This window comes from Cellvibrio japonicus Ueda107 (genome assembly GCF_000019225.1).
Taxonomy (GTDB): Bacteria; Pseudomonadota; Gammaproteobacteria; order Pseudomonadales; family Cellvibrionaceae; genus Cellvibrio; species Cellvibrio japonicus.
This window is the reverse complement of the sequence record NC_010995.1, coordinates 3,208,846-3,230,753: the sequence shown is the minus strand read 5'-3', so window position 1 is coordinate 3,230,753 and position 21,908 is coordinate 3,208,846. Positions and strand designations below refer to the sequence as shown.

General features: G+C 52.2%; 21 protein-coding genes and 1 pseudogene. 6 read left to right on the top strand and 16 right to left on the bottom strand.

The features are described from left to right. Positions 1-37 precede the first annotated feature (37 nt). From purD to CJA_RS13220, 11 genes are all read right to left on the bottom strand, one after another. Complete coding sequence (gene purD / locus CJA_RS13270) at positions 38-1,324, bottom strand: phosphoribosylamine--glycine ligase (protein ID WP_041551532.1); 1,287 nt, start codon at positions 1,322-1,324, stop codon at positions 38-40. A 60-nt stretch (positions 1,325-1,384) separates the two neighbouring features. Beyond that, positions 1,385-2,962 carry a bifunctional phosphoribosylaminoimidazolecarboxamide formyltransferase/IMP cyclohydrolase gene (gene purH / locus CJA_RS13265; protein ID WP_012488341.1) on the bottom strand — a complete coding sequence of 526 codons (1,578 nt, stop codon included), beginning with the start codon at positions 2,960-2,962 and terminating at the stop codon, positions 1,385-1,387. Between the two features lie 102 nt (positions 2,963-3,064). Then, positions 3,065-3,358, bottom strand: coding sequence for a DNA-binding transcriptional regulator Fis (gene fis / locus CJA_RS13260; protein WP_012488340.1), 294 nt, complete (start codon positions 3,356-3,358; stop codon positions 3,065-3,067). Then, positions 3,355-4,344, bottom strand: coding sequence for a tRNA dihydrouridine synthase DusB (gene dusB, locus CJA_RS13255; protein ID WP_012488339.1), 990 nt, complete (start codon positions 4,342-4,344; stop codon positions 3,355-3,357). The genes fis and dusB overlap by 4 nt, the downstream gene beginning before the upstream one ends. Positions 4,345-4,581: 237 nt before the next feature. Next, positions 4,582-5,526, bottom strand: a complete 945-nt coding sequence (locus CJA_RS13250) for a type 2 periplasmic-binding domain-containing protein (protein ID WP_148208875.1) — start codon at positions 5,524-5,526, stop codon at positions 4,582-4,584. Positions 5,527-5,767: 241 nt separating this feature from the next. Then, positions 5,768-7,294, bottom strand: coding sequence for a DUF3426 domain-containing protein (locus tag CJA_RS13245; protein ID WP_012488337.1), 1,527 nt, complete (start codon positions 7,292-7,294; stop codon positions 5,768-5,770). Positions 7,295-7,495: 201 nt separating this feature from the next. After that, positions 7,496-8,380, bottom strand: coding sequence for a 50S ribosomal protein L11 methyltransferase (gene prmA, locus CJA_RS13240; protein ID WP_012488336.1), 885 nt, complete (start codon positions 8,378-8,380; stop codon positions 7,496-7,498). A 75-nt stretch (positions 8,381-8,455) separates the two neighbouring features. Continuing rightward, complete coding sequence (accC, locus tag CJA_RS13235; RefSeq protein ID WP_012488335.1) at positions 8,456-9,796, bottom strand: acetyl-CoA carboxylase biotin carboxylase subunit; 1,341 nt, start codon at positions 9,794-9,796, stop codon at positions 8,456-8,458. A 58-nt stretch (positions 9,797-9,854) separates the two neighbouring features. Next, positions 9,855-10,325, bottom strand: coding sequence for an acetyl-CoA carboxylase biotin carboxyl carrier protein (accB, locus tag CJA_RS13230; RefSeq protein WP_041551531.1), 471 nt, complete (start codon positions 10,323-10,325; stop codon positions 9,855-9,857). Positions 10,326-10,368: 43 nt separating this feature from the next. Further along, positions 10,369-10,815: a type II 3-dehydroquinate dehydratase gene (gene aroQ / locus CJA_RS13225; protein WP_012488333.1), complete on the bottom strand. Its 447-nt coding sequence runs from the start codon at positions 10,813-10,815 to the stop codon at positions 10,369-10,371. A 326-nt stretch (positions 10,816-11,141) separates the two neighbouring features. Then, the gene (locus CJA_RS13220; protein WP_012488332.1) at positions 11,142-12,959 is read right to left on the bottom strand and encodes a protein-disulfide reductase DsbD family protein; all 1,818 of its coding nucleotides are present in this window, start codon (positions 12,957-12,959) and stop codon (positions 11,142-11,144) included. A 227-nt stretch (positions 12,960-13,186) separates the two neighbouring features. Here CJA_RS13220 and CJA_RS13215 point away from each other — a divergent pair, with 227 nt between their 5' ends. The 3 genes from CJA_RS13215 (at position 13,187) to CJA_RS13205 (ending at position 15,525) form a co-directional block, all read left to right on the top strand. Beyond that, positions 13,187-13,915: a tetratricopeptide repeat protein gene (locus CJA_RS13215; RefSeq protein ID WP_012488331.1), complete on the top strand. Its 729-nt coding sequence runs from the start codon at positions 13,187-13,189 to the stop codon at positions 13,913-13,915. Between the two features lie 117 nt (positions 13,916-14,032). Next, positions 14,033-14,425: a copper chaperone PCu(A)C gene (locus CJA_RS13210; RefSeq protein ID WP_041551529.1), complete on the top strand. Its 393-nt coding sequence runs from the start codon at positions 14,033-14,035 to the stop codon at positions 14,423-14,425. Between the two features lie 35 nt (positions 14,426-14,460). Next, positions 14,461-15,525 carry a DUF2333 family protein gene (locus CJA_RS13205; protein ID WP_012488329.1) on the top strand — a complete coding sequence of 355 codons (1,065 nt, stop codon included), beginning with the start codon at positions 14,461-14,463 and terminating at the stop codon, positions 15,523-15,525. A 14-nt stretch (positions 15,526-15,539) separates the two neighbouring features. Here CJA_RS13205 and yacG read toward each other — a convergent pair whose 3' ends face one another. The 5 genes from yacG to pilB are packed head-to-tail and all read right to left on the bottom strand — an operon-like array spanning position 15,540 to position 20,384. After that, positions 15,540-15,746, bottom strand: a complete 207-nt coding sequence (gene yacG / locus CJA_RS13200; RefSeq protein ID WP_041552406.1) for a DNA gyrase inhibitor YacG — start codon at positions 15,744-15,746, stop codon at positions 15,540-15,542. A gap of 14 nt (positions 15,747-15,760) precedes the next feature. Next, positions 15,761-16,378: a dephospho-CoA kinase gene (gene coaE, locus CJA_RS13195; protein WP_012488327.1), complete on the bottom strand. Its 618-nt coding sequence runs from the start codon at positions 16,376-16,378 to the stop codon at positions 15,761-15,763. An 11-nt stretch (positions 16,379-16,389) separates the two neighbouring features. Beyond that, the gene (locus tag CJA_RS13190; RefSeq protein ID WP_012488326.1) at positions 16,390-17,316 is read right to left on the bottom strand and encodes a prepilin peptidase; all 927 of its coding nucleotides are present in this window, start codon (positions 17,314-17,316) and stop codon (positions 16,390-16,392) included. Positions 17,317-17,369: 53 nt separating this feature from the next. Continuing rightward, positions 17,370-18,656, bottom strand: coding sequence for a type II secretion system F family protein (locus CJA_RS13185; RefSeq protein ID WP_012488325.1), 1,287 nt, complete (start codon positions 18,654-18,656; stop codon positions 17,370-17,372). Between the two features lie 6 nt (positions 18,657-18,662). After that, positions 18,663-20,384, bottom strand: coding sequence for a type IV-A pilus assembly ATPase PilB (gene pilB / locus CJA_RS13180; RefSeq protein ID WP_012488324.1), 1,722 nt, complete (start codon positions 20,382-20,384; stop codon positions 18,663-18,665). 426 nt (positions 20,385-20,810) lie between these two features. Between pilB and CJA_RS20030 the strand changes: the two are divergent. From CJA_RS20030 to CJA_RS19890, 3 genes and pseudogenes are all read left to right on the top strand, one after another. Next, a pseudogene (locus tag CJA_RS20030) lies at positions 20,811-20,919 on the top strand (pilin); the annotation flags it as partial. Positions 20,920-20,993: 74 nt separating this feature from the next. Continuing rightward, the gene (locus tag CJA_RS20025; RefSeq protein WP_238526867.1) at positions 20,994-21,311 is read left to right on the top strand and encodes a pilin; all 318 of its coding nucleotides are present in this window, start codon (positions 20,994-20,996) and stop codon (positions 21,309-21,311) included. A gap of 105 nt (positions 21,312-21,416) precedes the next feature. Beyond that, a complete protein-coding gene (locus CJA_RS19890; protein ID WP_012488322.1) occupies positions 21,417-21,902 on the top strand; it encodes a pilin in 486 nt (161 codons plus the stop codon). Positions 21,903-21,908: the final 6 nt, after the last annotated feature.

Genomic DNA, 21,908 nt, shown 5'->3' with positions numbered 1-21,908 from the left:
GGTGAGGTTCAACAGCTCACCCTGTTATCGAACCTTATTACTGCTGTTCGCGTGCTATGGCGCGGTAGGCAATGTCCTTGCGGTAGAACATATCTTTCCAGCTGATCTGTTGGGCCAGTGTATAGGCGCGCTGCTGGGCTTCGGAAACGGTATTTCCCAGCGCTGTTGCACAAAGGACACGACCACCGTTTGTGACCGTTTGTCCGTCTTTTAGTGCAGTACCCGCATGGAAAACCTTTTCACCGGCCAGGTCGACCGTCGGCAAACCGGAAATGATGTCGCCTTTGGCATAGGCATCGGGATAACCACCGGCAGCGAGGACTACACCTACAGAAGCGCGCGAATCCCAGTCAGCGGTGGTGTTGCCCAGGTCACCCTTGAGGGCGGCGAGGCAAAGTGCTACCAGATCCGATTGCAAACGCAGCATGATGGGCTGGGTTTCCGGATCGCCAAAGCGACAGTTGTATTCGATAACCTTGGGTGCACCTGAAGCATCGATCATCAGGCCCGCGTACAGAAACCCCACATAGGTATTACCTTCTGCCGCCATGCCTTGTACCGTGGGATAAATCACCTCGCGCATAATGCGCTCGTGAACGGCGGCGGTAACAACCGGTGCCGGTGAATAAGCGCCCATGCCGCCGGTATTGGGGCCGGTATCGCCATCGCCAACGCGTTTGTGATCCTGGCTGGTCGCCATGGGCAATACATTGTTGCCATCCACCATCACAATAAAGCTGGCTTCCTCACCGCTGAGGAATTCTTCGATAACCACACGGCAACCGGCATCGCCAAAGGCATTGCCGGAGAGCATATCGCGCACAGCCGCTTCAGCCTGTTCAAGGGTTTCGGCCACAATCACGCCTTTACCCGCCGCCAGGCCATCGGCTTTCACCACAATGGGGGCACCTTTTTCACGCAGGTAGGCGAGGGCGGGTTCTACTTCCACAAAGTTTTGATAATCCGCTGTTGGAATTTTATGGCGTGCGAGGAAATCTTTGGTAAAGGCTTTGGAGCCTTCAAGTTGTGCAGCGCCTTTGCTTGGGCCGAAGCACAATAAATGGCGCGCCTGGAAATAATCCACCACACCGGCGACCAAAGGCACTTCCGGGCCGACAATGGTAAGACCAACATGATTTTGTTCGGCAAAGTTGGCCAGGGCTGCAAAGTCCAACACGTCGATCGCGACGTTTTCCAACCTTGGTTCCAGTGCTGTGCCGGCATTGCCGGGTGCAACAAATACTTTGTCGACCTGCGCACTCTGCGCCGCTTTCCAGGCCAGGGCATGCTCGCGGCCGCCGCTGCCAATAATTAAAATATTCATAAGGCGATATCTTTGTTGTGTTGCTGACGCAGGTTGGGCAGGGCTGCCCAACCTGCAAAATCAATGACGGAAGTGACGCATACCGGTAAACACCATGGCCATGCCGTGTTCATCGGCGGCGGCAATGACTTCTTCATCGCGCAGGGAACCCCCGGGCTGGATCACCGCGGCAATACCCACTTTCGCGGCGTTGTCGATACCGTCGCGGAAGGGGAAGAAGGCATCGGATGCCATAACGGAACCTGCCACCTGCAAACCGGCGTGTTCGGCTTTAATTGCTGCGATACGCGCGGAGTTTACCCGGCTCATCTGGCCCGCACCCACACCGATGGTGGCGTTGTCTTTGCCGTACACAATGGCATTGGATTTCACCATCTTGGCGACTTTCCAGGTGAATAATAAATCGCGCATTTGCGCTTCGGTCGGTACTTTTTTGGTGACAACTTTCAAATCGCTGGCGGTGATGATGCCATTGTCGCGATCCTGCACCAGCAGGCCGCCCGCAACACGTTTGTAGTCGAAATCGTTAGGGGCTGCACCCCATTGACCGCACACCAGCAGGCGCACATTTTTCTTGGCAGCAACCACTTCGCTCACACCGGCAGCGACGCTTGGGGCAATAATGACTTCCACAAATTGCTTTTCCACAATCGCACTGGCAGTGGCAACATCCAGTTCGCGGTTGAACGCAATAATGCCACCAAAAGCAGACTCCGGATCTGTATCGAAAGCGCGTTGATAGGCTGCTAACAGGTTATCACCACTGGCGACACCACAAGGGTTAGCGTGTTTGACGATCACACAGGTAGGTGCATCAAACAGTTTAACGGTTTCCAACGCCGCATCTGTGTCGGCAATGTTGTTGTAGGACAGCTCTTTGCCTTGCAGTTGTTTGGCGGTGGCAATAGTGCCGGGCGCCGGATTTTTCTCGATGTAGAACGCACTTTTCTGATGGGCGTTTTCACCGTAGCGCAGGGTTTGTACCTGCTGGAATTGCGCATTGAACGTGCGCGGAAAATCGGCGTTGCCACCTTCCACCAAACGCCCGAAATAATTGGCAATGGCGCCATCGTAAACAGCGGTGTGTTCGTAGGCCTTGATCGCCAGGTCGAAACGGGTTTTGTAGGTGGTGGCACCATGATTGGCGGCCAGCTCGGCGAGAATGCGGGTGTAGTCGGATGCGTTGACCACAATATTCACGTGGGCATGGTTTTTGGCAGCGGCGCGGACCATGGTGGGGCCGCCGATATCGATATTTTCTACTGCGTCTTCCAGGGAACAGTCGGGCTTGGCTACGGTTTTCTCAAACGGATACAGGTTTACAACCACCATATCAATCGCATTGATGCCGTGTTGTGCCATCACGCCTTCATCAATACCGCGACGTCCCAAAATACCGCCGTGCACTTTCGGGTGCAGGGTTTTAACGCGGCCATCCATCATCTCCGGGAAGCCGGTGTAGTCAGATACTTCAATAGCGGGAATCTTGTTGTCGGTGAGCAATTTGAAGGTGCCACCGGTAGAGAGGATTTCTACTCCCTGGGCGTGCAGGGCCTGGGCAAATTCGACGATACCGGTTTTATCGGACACGCTGATAAGCGCGCGTTTGACAGCAACAAGATCGGCAGTGATGGACATAAGCAATTCCTGGGATCGATGGAGGGTTCAATGAAAACAAAACGGTGCAAAAGCAAAAGGGGTGGCTCTTGGCTCACCCCTTTTAGTGCGGTACTGCAGCGATTAGAGCAGGCCGTATTGTTTCAATTTCTTGCGCAGGGTACCGCGGTTAAGACCCAACACCTGGGCAGCGCGGGTTTGGTTGTGGCGAGTGTACTTCAGCACGATTTCAAGCATCGGCGCTTCGACTTCTGCCAATACCATTTCGTACACATTGCTGACGTCCTGGCCATCCAGATGCTTGAAGTAGTTGTCTACGGCTTGCTCAACGCAGCCGCGCAGCGATTGAGCTTGAGTCTGGGTGGGAGCGGCGGCCTGGGCCGGGGTGGCGTCAGCAAAGAAAGTTGCGGTGTTCATGCGGCTTTTTCCTCTTTCATAAGCAGCTGTTCAAAAAAATGTTGAACGCTGGTTTGTTGTACTTCTGCGTGCTCTATGGCGTTAAAGGCTTTGCGAAAACTCTCGCTGTCCGGGACGGTTTGCAGGTACCAACCCACATGCTTGCGGGCGATACGCGGGCCCATGACTTCGCCGTAAAACGCATACAGCTCACGCAGATGGGTCGATAAAATATCCCTGACCTGGGTCAGGGGCGGTTCGGGTAACTGCTCACCGGTACGGAGATAGTGTTCAATTTCCCGGAAAATCCAGGGGCGCCCCTGTGCGGCACGACCAATCATGACCGCTGCTGCCCCTGTGTGTTGCAATACGGCTTTGGCTTTTTCGGGCGACGCTATGTCGCCGTTGGCGAAGACGGGAATCTTCACGGCCTGGACCACACTGGCAATCGTGTCGTATTCAGCGCTACCGGCAAAACCATCAGCGCGGGTGCGCCCATGTAACGCCAGCGCCTGTATACCGCTGTCTTCGGCAATGCGTGCAATACGCAGGGCATTGCGCACTTCGCTGCTCCAACCGGTACGAAACTTGAGTGTTACAGGCACATCCACTGCCTTGACAACTGCTTCCAGAATGGATGCAACCAGGGGTTCATCCTGTAACAGGGCGGAACCCGCTGCCTTTTTACACACCTTTTTGGCTGGGCAGCCCATATTGATGTCAATAATCTGGGCGCCGTTGGCGGCGTTGAGGCGAGCCGCTTCAGCCAGCATTTCCGGATCACCCCCGGCAATTTGTACTGCAATGGGTTCTGCCTCACCGGTGTGATCCATGCGCAGGCTGCTTTTGCGGCTGCTCCAGAGTGTCGAGTCTGCCGTCAGCATTTCCGAGACTACCATTCCAGCGCCCAGTTCCCGGCACAACTGCCGAAAGGGGCGATCGGTCACACCCGCCATGGGCGCGAGAATGACCTGACTGTCGATGCAATAAGGACCGATAGTGAACACGGAGTTGGGTATCTTGGTTGCGGCTGATGCGGAGTTCAAATCCGCCTGCCCCCTGTGTTGAAAAAAGGGCAATATCAATAGCCGGGTGCCTGCGTAAAAGGGTCGCCATCATACCCGTTTAGGGGGGGGATGGGAACGAAAAAAACACAAAAAATGGTGTTTTTTTGAGCGATAAAAAGCGGGTTTTTTAATACGAAGGGCTTGTTTTCTGGCGTCAAATACGGCATGAGCGCCGCTTTATGGCGGGTTTTCCATGGGGTTGATGTCGTAGCGCTGGTAATCCGGTGGCAGTTTCCTGATAAGCGGGTTCTCCAGAATGATCAGTCGACGTGTCTTGAGGTGGGCTTGTTGCAGATGTTGCTCGTGTTCATGCTTCCAGAGCTGGTCGAAACTGCCATCGTCCAGTGCCCGTTTAAGCCCGCGCTGGATACGATCCATGAGGGCTTTGCTGTTCTTGTGGGCAAACAGGAATTTGGGGAGCGGGTAGTAGAGTGCAATCTCGTCGTCTGCACTTAAATCGATGGTTTGGCCCTGTTGTGTGAGTTCGCTGTAATACTCGCCAACACCACGGCAAAACAGATCAATACGGCCGGCCTTGGTCATGCGGAACAGGCTGAGCAGGGTGTCAGCCTCTAGAGTGGTCAGGCCGTTATGGCGCAGGATTTTCGTGTCTGCCCAGCCGACACCGCTGCCAAAGTGGAACCCTTTGAGTTGCTTGAGGGTTTTGATGCCTTGCATACGGGGTTTGATTTCATCGCGCATAAAGCAGAGCCGATAACTGAAAATACCGCGATCAAGCGGGATCGGGATATAGATGAGGTTGCCGTCGTCCAGCAGGCTGTCTTCGTAACTCAGCAGCATGACCAGGTTCGGGTAGGTGTCCTGGCTCAGCGCCAGGAGATTGCGGGCACGATTCATCGGGTGTATGGGTTGCAGCTCGTAGGGGCCGTCATCTTCAAGGGTTTTCTCCAGCGCCAGGATCATGACCTCCACTTCAAACAGGTAGCGATCGCTGGAAACCAGTTCAGCTTGTTTGTAAGCGACCTGGGTGGGAAGTGGAGGGGCGGTTGTTCCTGTGGGTGAGGTGGTGTTGGCAGGTTGGGCAAATACAGCCAACACCCACAATAACAGCCATAAAGCTTTGGGGAGACTGGTGGAATTAGGCAGTCGCACTTTCGTCATAAACCTTGCCAACTAAAATCTTGCCAGCCAGAACCTTGTTAGTGTGAGGCCCTGTATGGGGGCGGGTTGCGTCATGGCACCATCGCGGTGTTGCCGGAAAATAACCCTAAGTCTAGATCTTAAGTTGAGTTTTGTATGTTTTCGGCGATTTATACAGGGTTTTTCTGCTGCAGGGAGGGAGCTGGTAGATAAAAAGCCGGTAGCTGCCGGCTTTTTATCGTTACCCATGGCGCATTGCGGATTAGGGGATATATGCGTGGTAATTCACGGCATCGGGGCCGGGGTCAACCAGGTCCAGAGTCAGGTGGACAGGCTGTTCCGGAGGCATCAGGTCGCGCCCTGCCAGTTCTCCCCCCAGGTATTCACTGGGTGTGAAGCGACGCGATGCAACGGGTTTTTCGTTAATGTCGGTGAAGGCCAGAACCAGGTCGGGGAATGGTTGCTCGAAGGGCGCCTTGTTGAGGATGATGGCATCGACCAGCAGGGCATTCTGGATTTCCGGGTGCGCGCGCACCACCAGGTTGAAAGCGCGTATCTGCTGGGTGTCTACCAGTGTGGGCAAGGTGCAACCTATGACCGGACACAAGTAAAGGTAGGCGGTACGGTAGGGCTCCACGCGACTGAAGTAGTCGAATTTTAGCCAGCCGATCTGGATTACCAGGGTAATAAGCGCTAAAACACTCAGGGTTGGCCAGAGTTTACTCTGGTACCAACGCCGCATGCGTTTGGCAGTGAACTCAATAGGGGCCGGCATGATATTCATGAGCAGTGCAGCGCGTGAACCATCATAGGCGCGTATTTTGGGGTCGGTCTTGACCTGGCGCCTGGCCTCGGAGGATTGTTCGTCCGGTGTTTCGAAGAGTGAGTGGTCTATTGCCGATTCCAGTGTGTGGGCTGCCGGTTTTTCGCCCGCGTTGGGATAGCGGGCGAGTTCATCGCTGATAGGCAGTTCATCATCCTCTGCTCGGGCTGGAGGAGTACTTGCTGCGGGGGTGGCTTCATGGCTGTCGCTGATCAGGCTAAAAACCAGGCCCTTATTGCGCGTGTCAGATGGGGTTTTGTCGGCTTCCTGGAAAAAGGCCTCGGCAGCGGCAACCTCGTCCTCCTCTCGCTGTTCCGGCTTTGTATCACCCGGATTCCTGGGCACTACTTTTACCAGCTGTTCGTGTTCTTCCTCTTCGTCGATCAGTTGCTCTGCCCAGGACTCATCGGCAGTGTCTTTGATTTCTTCTTTTTCTTCGCGCAGGCTGCGATCAAAGAGGGATAGGCTGGTCGGTGGTTTGAGCTCTATGTCCATAAAGCTGTCAAACTCGTAGCTTTTGGCATTGCTGCTTCTCTCATCCATATCGTCGCTGATGAGGATGTCATCTACGGAGTCCGGTGAAGGCTTACGGATAAGGGGTTGATTGACTTGTTTGGCCGCTGGTTTGCTTTCCGGTGCAGCACTTGCCGGTTTGGTCACTGCTCGTGCAGGGCTCGCCGTTCTGGTTGCCGGTGACGGTATCGCCGCTGCGGGAGCTGGCTGCTTTCCGGGAGCATTGTCGGGAGCCCGGACGGGTTTGGGGGCAGGTTGGCTGGCGGATGTCGACGATGCCGGTGGAGTTGCCGGTTTGCCGGTTTTGACCAGGTAGTCCTGGGCTTTGAAAACATGCAAGCAGGAACCGCAGCGCACTGCTCCCTTGGCCGATTGCAGCTGGGTATTGGTAATGCGAAATGCAGTACCGCATTTGGGGCAGCGGGTTACCATGGTGGCGCTGGCGGTTGTCATCTGCTCTTATCCTTCTCTGTAACGCCGGTTGTCATCGGGTTGTATCTCGTGCGTGCTTTCGCAGGCATCATTTTCAAAGAGTATCAGTGTAACTTTATGCAAAGCGGCGGTAAATTCTCGTGTCCCTGGAGTGTTAATTTGTCCGTCAACATTGCCAACTAACGCACTCTATTTCCTGTCGGGGCATTGTGCCGGGGAATGTCAGGCGCGTGCTTTGATTGCGGTCAGGCGAACCCATTCCTCGTGTGTGGCTACCGGATCAAAATCAAACCAGGGGGCGTAGGCATCCATCACACTCTGTGCCTGCACGGACAATATACCCGATAAGCAGAGTTTGCCTCCCGGTTTGGTCATGTTGCTTAGGGTTGGCGCCAGTTCGGCTAATGGGCCGGCGAGGATATTGGCGAGCATCACATCAACTTGCGTCGCGGGACAATGCGGCGGCAAATAGACGGGCATGGCATCAGCGGGCAGTTGGTTGCGTTTGGCATTTTCGGTGGTTGCCAGCAGGGCCTGGGGGTCTATGTCTACCCCGACCACTTTGCGGGCGCCCAATAACAAGGCGGCAATCCCGAGGATGCCTGAGCCGCACCCGTAATCAATAACCTCAAGATCGGTGAAATCTTGCTGGTCGATCCACTGCATGCACAAAAAGGTGGTGGGATGGGTACCTGTGCCAAAGGCGAGGCCGGGGTCGAGCATCAGGTTGATCTTGTCGGGTTCGGGTGGCTCCTGCCAACTGGGGCAGATCCACAGGCGTTCGCCACAGCGGATTGCATGGTAGTTGCTCATCCATTCCCGCTCCCAATCCTTGTCTTCAAGCTGTTCCCATTGGTGTTGTGGCAGCGGGTTGCCAAAGCGGCGCTCGGCCAGGGCGATAGCCTTGGCGGTATCGATTTCTGCATCAAAAAGCCCGGTAATTTTGACGTTATCCCACAGCGGCGTCTCACCCAGGCCGGGTTCGAAAATGGGCTGGTCGGCATTGTCTTGCAGGGTAACTGAGGCGGCGCCAGCGGCTAGCAAAGCGTTTTCGATGGATTCGACGTAGCGGCGCGGGGCAATCACTTTCAGTTGTAGCCAGGGCATGATCAGTTCTCCGGAATTAACAATAAAAACGCCCCGATGTTTTGCAACACCGGGGCGCTTGTGTAACACAGCAAATTACTCAGCGAGTTTTTTCTCGAGGTAATGGATGTTAACGCCGCCCTTGCGGAAGGCTTCATCGCGTACCAGCATTTGTTGCAGCGGAATATTGGTGCGAATGCCATCCACAATGGTTTCGTCCAGTGCGTTGCGCATACGATTCAAGGCGATCTCGCGAGTATCACCGTAGGTGATGATCTTGGCGATCATGGAATCGTAGTTGGGCGGCACTGTGTAGCCATTGTACAGGTGGGAATCCACACGTACCCCCAGGCCGCCGGGTGCGTGGAAGCTTTTCACCAGGCCGGGGCAGGGCATAAAGGTTTTCGGGTCTTCGGCATTGATGCGGCACTCAAAGGAGTGGCCGTGGATCACCACGTCAGATTGTTTGATCGACAGTGGCAAGCCGGAGCAAACACGGATCTGCTCTTTGATCAGGTCTATACCGGTAACCATTTCCGATACCGGGTGCTCTACCTGGATACGGGTGTTCATTTCGATAAAGTAGAAACGGCCGTCTTCGTATAAAAACTCAAAAGTACCTGCACCCTTGTAGCCAATATCAATACAGGCCTTTACACAAGAAGCGTAGGTGGCTTCGCGCACTTCCTGGGGAATCCCCGGGGCAGGTGCCTCTTCCAATACTTTTTGGTGGCGGCGCTGCAGGGAACAGTCGCGATCGCCCAAGTGAATGGCGTTGCCCTGGCCGTCGGATAAAACCTGCACTTCCACATGGCGCGGGTTCTGCAGGAATTTTTCCATGTATACCGTGCCATCGCCAAAGGCAGCCTTGGCTTCGCCCTGGGTTACGTGAATGGAGTTGATCAGTGCAGCTTCGGTATGCACTACACGCATACCGCGACCGCCACCGCCGGCAGCGGCTTTAATGATCACCGGGTAGCCGATGCGCTTGGCGATTTTCAGGCACTCTTCCGGATCTTCCGGCAATGGGCCGTCGGAGCCGGGTACGGTAGGGACCCCGGCTTTTTTCATCGCCTTGATCGCCTCTACCTTGTCGCCCATCATGCGGATAACATCCGGGTCCGGGCCGATAAACGTGAAACCGCTTTTTTGCACGCGTTCGGCAAAGTCGGCGTTCTCTGCCAGGAAGCCATAGCCGGGGTGTACCGCTTGCGAGTCGGTAATTTCCATGGCGGCAATAATGGCCGGAATATTCAGGTAGCTTTTGGGCGAGGGGTTGGGGCCAATACAGACCGATTCATCCGCCAGGCGCACATGCTTTAAATCGCGGTCGATCTGCGAGTGCACGGCAACGGTTTTGATGCCCAGCTCCTTGCAGGCGCGCAGTACGCGCAACGCGATTTCGCCGCGGTTGGCGATCAGAACTTTTTCAAACATAGACCGAATCCTCTGTCGGGGTCGTGTTTAAACAAACAGGTGTCTTAAACCGGGCGTCTTAAACAATAGTGACCAGAGGTTGGTCGAATTCAACGGGGTTGCCGTCTTCTACCAGGAAGGCTTCGATAACACCAGCTTTGTCGGCTTCGATTTGGTTCATCATTTTCATGGCTTCGATGATACAAATCACATCGCCAACTTTTACGGTTTTACCCACTTCCGCAAAGGCAGGTGAGCCGGGGCTGGGTGAGCGGTAGAAAGTACCTACCATGGGCGATTTAACTACGTGGCCGGAAGTGGCTGGTGCAGCAGCGACCGGGGCGGCGACAGGTGCTGCAGCGGCGGGTGCAGCCGCTAGTGGTGCCGGTGCAGCAGGGGCAGCAAAGGCAGGTGCAGCCGAGGTGAAGTATTGGGTGGTGCCACTGTTGCGTGCAATGCGCACGGATTCTTCACCTTCTTTAATCTCCAGTTCGCCGATGTTGGACTCCTCCAACAGCTCAATCAGTTTTTTAATTTTGCGAATATCCATAGGGTCCTCTCTGCAACAAATATTGTTGTGTTTGTTAAGGGGGCTAAACGGGTGTACCAAGTATTTTGAATGCGGCTTGCAAGGCCAGCTCGTAGCTGGTTGCGCCAAAACCACAAATCACACCTTGCGCCACATCGGAAAAAAAGGAGTGGTGGCGGAAGGCTTCACGTTTGTGGACATTGGATAGATGTACTTCGATAAACGGGATATCGACACCCAACAGAGCATCGCGCAAGGCGACACTGGTGTGGGTGAAAGCGGCGGGATTGATGATAATAAAGTCCACACCTTCTTTGCGCGCATCGTGGATGCGATCAATTAATTCGTATTCGGCATTGCTTTGCAGGTATTGCAGGTGGTGGCCTGCCTTGGTGGCCATTTCGCTCAGGGTCTGGTTGATATCCGCCAGTGTGGTAGCGCCATAGATACCGGGCTCGCGCAGTCCGAGTAAATTCAGGTTGGGGCCATGAAGTACCAAGATGGTTGCCATTAGCGGAGATCCTGCTGGGATATTGTGATGTATTGTCAGATATTCCGTGTCTAGCCACGCGTCTTGCGGTTGATTAACTGCAAAGTGCGGGGAGTTTGCCGTAAAAAAACGGCGCTGTCCATGATAGGCGTATATTTTTGTTCAGATAGGTGAAAATCGCTGCACGATTGCAGAAGTTAGTTGCAGATTATCTAAAAACGCGGTTGCAAATAGCCGTTTTGGCAGATGATCCCTGCATCTTGCTTGCCGTTAACAGCAAGATGCAGGAAGTTGACAAACTTTACAGTTAAAATCTTCCATTTTCTTTAAACGTCGCCAATATGTGGTTAGTTGGCGTGTGTGACTGCCTGAATAAGATGATCTTTGGTGAGTAATTGTGGCAAAACATCCGCTTTCCCCGGCCGATCTGCAGGGAACCAGAGGTATAAAGGCACGCCACTGCGGCCATATTCTTGCAATAGCTGTGTGATCTGTGGGTCGGTATTGGTCCAATCCCCTTTAAGTGCGGCAACCTGATGCTCTGCAAACAGGGTTTTGACGGTGTCGGTATCCAGTGTGACCCGCTCATTTGCCAGGCAGGTCAGGCACCAGTCCGCAGTCAGGTTCACGAATACCGGGCGACCCTGGTCGCGCAGGGATTGTAAAAGTTCGGGGCTGTAAGCCTGCCAATGATCCCCGGCTTGCGCTGCGGAAGGATGCAACTCCTTATAAGGCAGCCACAGCGCGGTAGCCAGCGACAGTACAATCGCGACACGGCGCAGCATCTGGGTCAGGCCTTGTGCATGGCGGCCGTACAGCCAGCAGGCAAACGCAATAGCCAGGGCACCGGCACACAGCGCCGCCATGGCGGTAGTACCGGTTTGCCTGCCATAGACCCACAGCAACCAGATAGCACTGAGGTACAGTGGAAAAGCCAGGAATTGCTTGAGGTTATCCATCCAGGCGCCCGGGCGCGGGAGTTTTTGCGCCAGTACCGGCATGTAACACAGGAGCAGTAAGGGGAGTGCCATCCCAAAACCCAGGGCAGCGAAGATCGCAATACAAACGTAAGCCGGCTGTGTCAGGGCAAAGCCCAGTGCGGCACCCATAAAAGGCGCGGTACAAGGGCTGGCGACGACTGCGGCCAGCACGCCGGTAAAAAAGGAACCGCTCAGCCCGGATTTTTGGGTCAGGTTTTGGCCTGCACCCATTAAGCCCGAGCCAAAGTGAACCAGGCCGGACATACTCAAACCCATCACAAAGAACAGGTAAGTGAGGGCGGCGATCAGCCCCGGCGACTGCAGCTGGAATCCCCAGCCTATGGCTTCGCCGCCTGTGCGTGCGACTAGCAGTGCGATGGCGAAAGCCACAAAGCAAAGCACAATGCCCAGGGTATATATCCAGCCGTGTAATCCCAGGCGGCGCCGGTCAGCGGCCGCCAGGCTCATAACCTTGATGGACAGCACGGGGAATACACAGGGCATAAGGTTCAGGATAGCGCCGCCCAGAATGGCAAAAAGTATCGCCTGTAATAGCCAGCCGGATGCTGCGGTGGGTGTGGAGGTGTCGGCTGCGGGGGGAGAGGTTATCGGTGAAGCCTGCACAGGTGTTGAGTTATCGAGCGAAGCGGTCTGGGCTACCGGGTCTATGGCGAGGCGACGTTTTTGGGGGGGATAACAAAGCCCTGCATCGGCACATCCTTGGTATTCGAGATTCAGCGTGAAACGTTCCCGCTGTGTGCCCAGGTCAAATGCCGCAGTAACCTGGTAATAGTGCACCATGGTTTCACGCTCGAACAGCTCGTCATATTTCATCTTTCCGGGCGTATAAACAGGCGTTAGGGAGACGCCATCGGGAGAGCGAAATTTGAATCGCTCTTCGTATAAATAGTAGGTATCGGCGATATCCCAGTGCAGTAGCAATTTTCCTTGTGCTATCCGGTAACTGGGAACAAAGGCCTCATCGACGGGAAGGAATTCATCCTGTTGGGTGAGCAGATTGCTGCCCAGGGGACTGCTTTTGGGGGCCAATAAATCCTGCGCTTGCACCAGACAGGCACAGGTGGCCAGCCAGAGTATTGCCAGGCTATAAATCCAGCGCCGACACGTGGAGTTGTATGCAGATTTGGAGGAGCAGGATTCTGATGTGGTGGCAATTGGTGTCATTCGCAGTCTGGCCTTGGTCGTAGTGGCAGGATCAGGTAATCGAAAATTACATTATTGTCGCAGGTGCACAGCTGTTGTTCAGGTTGGATAGGCTATATCCCCAAGGCTGTATTCCAGTAGTATAAGCGTCGCCGAGCTGCAGTATTCTAGCCTAGCTATTGGTTATTTTTCGTAAACCCTTCCCGGGATGTGCACCTGTTCTCTTCAGGCCGGAGACCGTCTGATTTATGTTGAGTTCCACTCGTTGTTTATTGTTATTGTCTTTGTTGGCTGTTTTCCTTGGCGGTTGCCAATGGCCGTTCCTCAAACAGCCTGAACCAATTCCCGAACCCGTGCAGCCTGCGGTACCTGCCAAACGTATGGAAACCCAGCAGGAACACGCGATCCGTATGTTGCTGCTCAATGGTGAATACACGCTTTCCCAGGATCAACTATTGACCCCTGCCAATGATAATGCCTTTGATTATTTCAGGGCGGTACTCAAGCTGGACCCGAATAACCAGCGTGCCAAGGGCGGTATCCAGGGCATAGTATTGCGCTATGTGGATCTGGCTCGCCAGGCAGCGGCACGCGGTCAATATGAGCGGGCGACAACCATGTTGAATAATGCCCGTATTGTCGATCCGGACAACCTGCTCATTAAAGAGGTCAGTGAAGGGCTCCGGGAACAGATTAAATCCGCTCCACCGCCAACTCCCTATCGCGGCAATCCCGACGAATATTTGTTGGAGGCGTCGCTGTTAGGTAAGGAAGATCCGCGGATACTGGCGCGTTTAAACGAGATTGCGCAAAAGCTTAAAGCGACTGACGGCCTGGCGATGATTGTCGCGCGTAATGATGTAGAGGGGCGCTGGATTTACCAGCAATTGCGTGCTGCTGTTCCGGGGTATCTGGTGCGTGGCGATATCCAGATTGGCAATCCACCCCGGGTTAAGCTGGTGCCGCATGCACAATAACCTGATTAGGACCTTATAGTAGGGAATAACCTGCGTATGAAATTATGTGGATGTTGGGTTGGTTTTTTCACTTTTCTTTTGGCCCATGCCTGTGTTGCTACGGAGGTTGCTTCCAGTATGCAGCTACCTGTCCTATCGTCGGTAAAGGCCTACGATGCCAGGGTTATCGTGCCTTTGCCGGGCGTGCAGGAGCCCCAGGTGTTTGTTCGTTTGCAAAATACCGGCGATAAGAACATTGCATTGGTCAGCGCCCATTCTGCTTATGCCGAGCGCATTGTTATTCGTCAGGTTGCTGGTTCCGGCAAGCCTGTGCAGGTGCTGGAGTCGCTGCCCTTGCCTGCTAAAACCCTGGTTGAGCTTAACGCGGACGGTGCCTATTTGTTATTGCAGGGGCTTAAAACCTCCCTGCAAACGGGTGACAAGCTACACTTGGAACTGGGGTTTAGCGACAAAACCCGTATCGAGGTTACGGCTATCGCGAGGAGCGCCTTCGACCGGCCTCATCACTAGGTCCACTATCATGGGCCTGTCGGCGCGGAGGGCTTATGCGAATTGCTCGACTCAAGCAATGGTGGAATTCCGGTGTACATCGTGTGCGCGATGAGGTGGATGAGGTTCAGGATGAGCTGGAGCACACGGGGTTGCGTTGGCGACTTGTCTGGTTGGTAATTGCTACCTATTTGGTGGTTGTCCTGGTCACTGGCTTTTATTGGAGCTTTCGCCCACCACTGGTTTCCCTGCCCCAAGTGCAAGCTGACGTTTTGCGGCAATCTGAAATAGTGTCTCCTCCTTTGGATATCACACCTCTTGGTGCAGCGACTACTGCCAGCCTTATCTATATCGCCCAGAGCTTGTGGAAGAAACCGGGCGGTTATCTCTATAACGACCTCACCCCACCTGGGATATGGCTGGACGATATGCCTAACTGGGAATATGGCGTTGTTGTACAGGTGCGCGATACCTGCAGGGTAATGCGTGAACATCTGGCATTGCGGCCATCGGGTAGCGAGGATCCCGACTTGCAAAAAGCAGAATCACGTTTCCAGTTCTCCCATGACTCCTGGTTAATACCATCAACTGAATCCCAGTACCGGGAGGGGGTGGGTTATCTGCGTGCGTACTTGCATCGTTTATACGATGCAAGTGCCAATCAGGTGGCTTTTAAAACGGATGCTGCCAGTTTGGATGTGTGGCTTGCCCGGCTTGAAACGCGACTCGGCCGCCTGAGCCAACGCCTAAGTGCCAGTGTTGCAGGTGAGGGTATTGATGAAAAAGGTATAGCTCTAAGGACACCCTGGTTAAAAATTGACAATGTCTTTTATGAAGCGCGCGGTTCGGCTTGGGCGATGGTTTATTTGCTGCGCGCGATTGAGGTGGATTTCGCTGCAGTTTTAACAGATACCAAGGCAGGATCAGCCCTGGATGATGCTATTCATGAATTGGAGGCCAGCCAGGCTCCGCTATACAGTCCCGTTGTACTTAACGGTAGTGGTTTTGGTTTGGTGGCCAATCATTCATTGGTGATGGCCGCGCATTTATCGCGCGCTAGTAACGCTTTGGTCACACTCAGGCGTCAATTGGAGCAAATGCAAAAAGCAGCCGGGGAGTAAGCGATAATTCCGGTTTAATTTTCATCAAAGTCAGAAAATGGCTTTGCTGGTTCTCCGGCAATCCGATGGTTTTCACTGGCCCATTCGCCCAAATCAATGAGCCTGCAACGATCGCTGCAAAAGGGGCGAAATGGATAATCATCGTTCCAGAAAACGATTTTCTGGCAGCTGGGGCATTTCAGTGTTAAGGCACCCTGCGCATTTTGTGTTTGGTTAATCATGGTGTTGTGTGTCATCAGGAAGGTTGTGAGCCGTCCGCCAGCTCCAGATAAAGTTGATGCAATTTGGTGACCTGCTCATCAAGGTCGACAAGGTCACCATGGTTTTGGATGATGTCTGTTGCCCTGCTGCAGCGTTCGGCCCGGGACAGCTGTGTTGCCATAATCGCACGTATTTGGGTTTCCTGGCTGGCATCCCGTTTTGATGCGCGCTCAATCTGGAGCATTTCGCTGGTATCAACCACCAAAATGCGGTCGACCAGCAAATGCTGTTGGGTTTCCAGCAGCAGGGGGGACGACAACATGACATAGGTGGCTGTTGCCTGCTGCAGTTCATCCCTTATACGTTGATTAATCAACGGATGCAGCAATTGTTCGAGCCAGGTTTTCTCATCGGGATGGGTGAATATCCGATGGCGTAAGCGGGCGCGATCCAGTGTGCCATCAGGCAGGAGTATATCGTCGCCAAAGTGATGCTGGATGGACGCCAAGGCTTCTGTGCCAGGTTCAACCACTAGCCGGGCAATCTGATCGGCATCAATAACGGGGACACCCAGGGCTTCAAAGCGTCGACTCACCTCGGACTTGCCGCTGCCAATACCACCAGTTAAACCAATAATCAGGGAAACGGGCATAACCACAGCCCTCAGGAAGGAACAAAAATCTTGAGATAGGTCGCGTTAATCCTATCGCCCCAGAGAAAAGCAATCCAGCCCGCAATCGCCAGATAAGGGCCAAAAGGGATAGGAATATTCCGGTCGCGCCCTCTCACAATGATCAACGTAATACCAATCACCGCACCTACCAGGGAAGACAGTAAGATGATTTGCGGCAGCATTTGCCAGCCCATCCATGCGCCCAATGCGGCCAGCAACTTGAAATCGCCATAACCCATACCCTCCTTACCGGTTAACAACTTAAACAACTGATAAACAGACCAGAGGGTCAGGTATCCCGCTACCGCTCCCCAAAAAGCACTGGCCAGATCAGTAAACAATCCAAAACTGTTTACGATAAGCCCTAACCAGAGCAAGGGTAAGGTAATGTCATCAGGCAGCAGATAGGTATCCAGATCAATCATGGTCAACGCGATCAGTGCCCAGGTAAGCACCAATGCAGCCAAACCTGCCCAGGTTGCCCCGAAAAACGCGATGGCTAGCGCAGAAAGTACGCCAGTTACAAGCTCAACCGAGGGATAGCGCAGGGAGATTGTATTTTTGCAGGCGGAACATTTACCCCCTAAAAATACATAACTGATGATCGGGATGTTTTCCAACGCAGTGATATTGTGTCCGCAATGAGGACAAGATGAGCGAGGCGCACACAGATTGAATGTTTCTTTTTTGGCTATAGAAGTAGAATCAAGTGAAATATTTGCTTGTTCTGATTCGGTGACAACCAAGTGGTCTGCTTCATATATCAATTGTTGACATTGCTCTCTCCATTCGGCCTCCATCATTTTGGGAAGTCGATAGATAACGACATTTAAAAAACTGCCTACCAATAACCCTAAAATCAAGGCAGATATAAAGGTAAATGATGGATATAAAGCAAGTACATCAAACAGTGGCATGCTTTGAATACCAGTCAAGGCTTGAGTGTTTTGAAGCAAGATCTGCTTGATCCTTATATAACAGCACCAATTTGGAAAATGGGCAAATACATAGCTACCATCAGTCCACCTACGAGAATCCCTAGTACAGATATAATCATGGGTTCCAGAAGAGAGGTCAGGTTATCCACCATATTATCTACTTCTCCCTCATAATAGATGGCTACTTTATCCAACATTTCATCCAGAGCACCGGATTCTTCACCAATGGCAGACATTTGCACTAGTAAGGTAGGGAAGAGATTCCCAGAGCGTAATGCAGCATTCAGTTGGATACCGGTAGATACATCTTCTCGTACCTTTAAAATCGCATCACTGTAAATGCGATTTCCCGCAGCACCTGCAACTGAGGTCAGTGCGTCAATTAGGGGAACGCCTGCAGCAAATGTAGTGGACAACGTTCTTGCAAATCGAGCCATGATGGATAAATAGACAATTTTGCCAATAATTGGCAGTTTTAGAACATAGCGATCCACTAAATAAGCGAACTTCTTGGAGCGAAGTTTTGCCTCTTTAAAGAGATAAAAGGAACCTCCAATACCAATCATGCCTAAGAACCACCATTGCTGAGCAAGATCAGACAGGTGTAACACAAATAGTGTAAAAGCTGGCAAGTCAGCGCCAAAACTGGCAAAGGTTGCTGCAAATTGTGGAACTACTTTTACGAGCAGGATCCCCGTGACAACAATAGCCACAACAATTACGGCTATTGGATAGGTCATTGCCTTTTTGATTTTGGCCTTCAATGCTTCAGTCTTTTCTTTATAGGTAGCAATACGATCTAGCATCGTCTCCAATGCACCAGATTGCTCACCAGCATCTACCAGGTTGCAAAAGAGGTCATCGAAGTATCTGGGATGCTTACGCAATGAAGCTGCAAAGCCACCACCTGCTGCTACATCATCTCGAATCTCGAGTACAAGGCTTTTCATGTTGGGATTTTCTAAGCCATCAGCAACAATGTCGAATGCTTGCACTAAAGGGACACCAGCTTTCATCATTGTTGCCATTTGTCGTGAAAAAACAGCAATATCGGCTGGCTTGATTGCTTTACCCGAAGTCCCAAACAAAGGTTTGGATTTCTTGCTAACACTTTTAACATTTATTCCTTGTTTGATAAGTAAGGCTTTGACGATCGCTGGGCTTGTGCCATTAATCTCTCCTTGGATTTTACTTCCTTTTCTATCAACACCCTTATAGATATATGTATTGGTTGTTTGGCTTGGTTTGGCCTTTACTTTTACTGCTGCAGTTTTGTTTTTAGCAGTACTGGCGGTTTTGGTTGCTGATACTGTTGCCATAGGGGGTTAATCCTTGGTTACGCGATTGGCCTCTTCGAGGCTGGTTAGTCCCATCGCGACTTTGCGCAGGGCTGAGACTCTTAAATTATTAAAGCCGGCTTCTTTGGCGACACGGGCGATTTGCAACGAGTTGCCGCCCTCCATTATAAGATTGGCAATCTCCGGGGTGATGCGAACCACTTCATAAACCCCCACCCGGCCTTTATAGCCGCCGTTACACTTGTCACAACCCACGGGATGGAAAAGCTGGAATTCTGCTCTTGGTATCCCTATGTCGTCAAATCCCTCTTGCTTCAAGATCTCTTCGGGGATATCGGTAGCGGGTTTGCGGCATGTCGGGCACAGGCGCCGTGCCAGGCGTTGGGCAATAATCAGGCTGACGGAGGTAGCCACGTTAAAGGCCGGTACGCCCATGTTAAGCAGGCGGGTCAGGGTTTCGGGGGCAGAGTTGGTATGGAGTGTGGAGAGGACAAGGTGACCGGTCTGGGAGGCTTTAATGGCGATTTCTGCGGTTTCCAGGTCACGGATCTCACCCACCATGATTACATCCGGGTCCTGGCGCAGGAAGGAGCGCAGGGCTTCGGCAAAGGTCAGTCCCACCCGGGTATTCATCTGTACCTGGTTAATACCCTCCAGGTTGATTTCTACCGGGTCCTCAGCAGTGGAGATATTGACCTCCGCAGTGTTCAGGATGTTGAGACCCGTGTAAAGGGATACCGTTTTACCACTACCGGTCGGGCCGGTAACCAGGATCATACCTTGCGATTGGGCGAGGGCATCCAGGTACAGTTTCTTCTGATTATCCTCATAGCCCAGTGCATCAATGCCCAGTTTGGCAGAACTGGGGTCGAGGATACGCAGTACAATCTTTTCCCCAAACAGGGTCGGCAGGGTGTTAACCCGGAAATCGATAGCCCGGGTTTTCGATACTTTCAGCTTAATGCGTCCGTCCTGTGGCACCCGACGCTCGGAAATGTCCATTTGCGACATGACCTTCAGGCGTGCGGCCATCCGTGTTGCCAGGTTTACAGGTGGGCGTGATACCTCGTGGAGTACACCATCGGTACGGAAGCGAACCCGATAACTCTTCTCGTAGGGTTCAAAGTGAATATCCGAAGAGCCACCCTTGATGGCATCCAGTAGTACCTTATTAATGTATTTAACGATAGGGGCTTCATCGGCTTCGGTAGATTCATCCCCGGTGGATGCGTTGGTGTCGATGGTCTCAACATCCAAATCTTCCAGGTCAGAGTCCAAACCATCACCCAGGCTCAGGGGTTCTTCCTGGGAACTTAGGTATTTTTCAATAGTACTTTTGAGCTTATCGGCCTCAACCAGAACGGCCTCGGTGTTGATACCGGTATTGAATTTGATTTCGTCCAGTGCATGCAGGTCTGTAGGGTCGGCAACTGCCAGAAACAATCGGTTGCCTCGCCGGGATAAAGGCAAGGTTTGGTGTTTACGTATAAGTTTTTCATCAACCAGCTTTTGTGGGATGGTGTCTTTATTGAGTGCCCCTAAATCAAATACCGGTGTCCCAAACTCTTCCGCGGCTACTCTTGCAATTATCCGGGCATCCAGAATGCCATTGCTCACTAGATGGTGAACAAAAGGAACCTTATCTTTCTTGGCTTGGATGATCGCTTTACCGGCAAGATCAGGATCAAGCAGGTTATCGGAAACCAAGCGCCTTGCTAAACCGCTGAGGGAGGATACCGGGGTGTTCATGCAAGAGTGCCCTTAAATCAAAGAGTTATTCGCTAAACCTTAAGTTATGTGGACTTTAATTAAAGCACCATCTGGGGCAATTGGCTATTCGATATTCTGCACCTGAACCTAGTGTTGCAGGCAATGGTTGTTATCGAGATCAGGTGAGCTTAGCTTGTGGGTGACAAAAAGTGTCATGCCTTGCCCTGTTTTGTGAGTGTGAGCCCGGTATGAGTGCTGGATAATAAGCAGTAGCCTTGACTGCAACGGCATGTGTTACCCTTATTTTCATAAGGTTTTGTGTTGTATTGTTACGCTTATCACAAAAAGATGAATCTGGAATATGGAACTCAACGAATGGCATAACGCTTGCCTAGACTTAAGTCGAGGAATCAACCTTGGGCGCTTTGCCCGTATACAACTGAAAATCCATACCGGAGATAGTTTATGAAAAAGACTATGCAAAAAGGTTTTACCCTTATTGAATTGATGATTGTGATTGCAATTATCGGTATCTTGGCTGCGGTTGCTATTCCGCAATATCAACTTTATACAGTGCGTACCACCAGTACCTCTGAAGTAACCTCCGCTATTCGCCCGTTGCAGCTGGCTATCAGTGAATATGCTGTAATGAATCGTGAAGCGCCAGCGGATGCGAATACGTTAGGTGCTCAATTCGATGGATCAGAGGAAAAAAGTTGCCTTGGTCGTGTTAAAACTGTTGGATACACCAAATCAGGTACTGATGGTAGAATCACTGCCACATTTTACGCGAATGGTGATACTCAAGATGCAGCTTGTGGCGGTGCCAAGTTGACTGTTCCGGCGGATCTGGATTCAAAAACTGTAGTTGTGGATGGAGTTGTTAGTCCCAGTGGTGCAGTCAAGTTTGTTATTAACTCCACAGTGTCTACCGTTGATGACAAATATTTGCCTAAACTGGATTAATAGAAGCTAATGTGAAAAGCCCTGTTTTTACAGGGCTTTTTTTTTCCAAAAAATCTGGGTGATATAAACACCACCAGCTATAAATGGATTTGGAGGAGGGGATAAATGAGAAATGATAGAGGGTTTACATTAATTGAATTAATGATTGTAATCGCTATTATTGGCATTTTGGCAGCAGTTGCTGTGCCGCAATATCAAACCTACAGTGTGCGCAGTGTAAGTACATCAGAAATTTTGACTGCTATTCGACCTTTACAGTTGGCTATATCTGAGTTCTCTGCCAAAAATAAACGTATGCCCGCAGACTATGCGGACATGGGGACGGGAATTGATGGAACTGAGGCAACAACGTGTTTGGGGCGGATTGAGCAAGTTACCTATACTCTCGATGGTGTGGATGGCCTAATTACGGCAATTTTCTATGCTAATGGTGCCACACAGCATGTGAGTTGTGGAGCCAAGGTGCTGCAAGTGCCTGCAGACCTTGCTGCAAAAACCGTTGTAGTGCGTGCAAAAATGAATGCTTCAGGTACTGTGGCTTACAGTATAGATGGTGGGACAGTAGAATCATCTTATCGTCCGCGTTTTTAAAAAAAA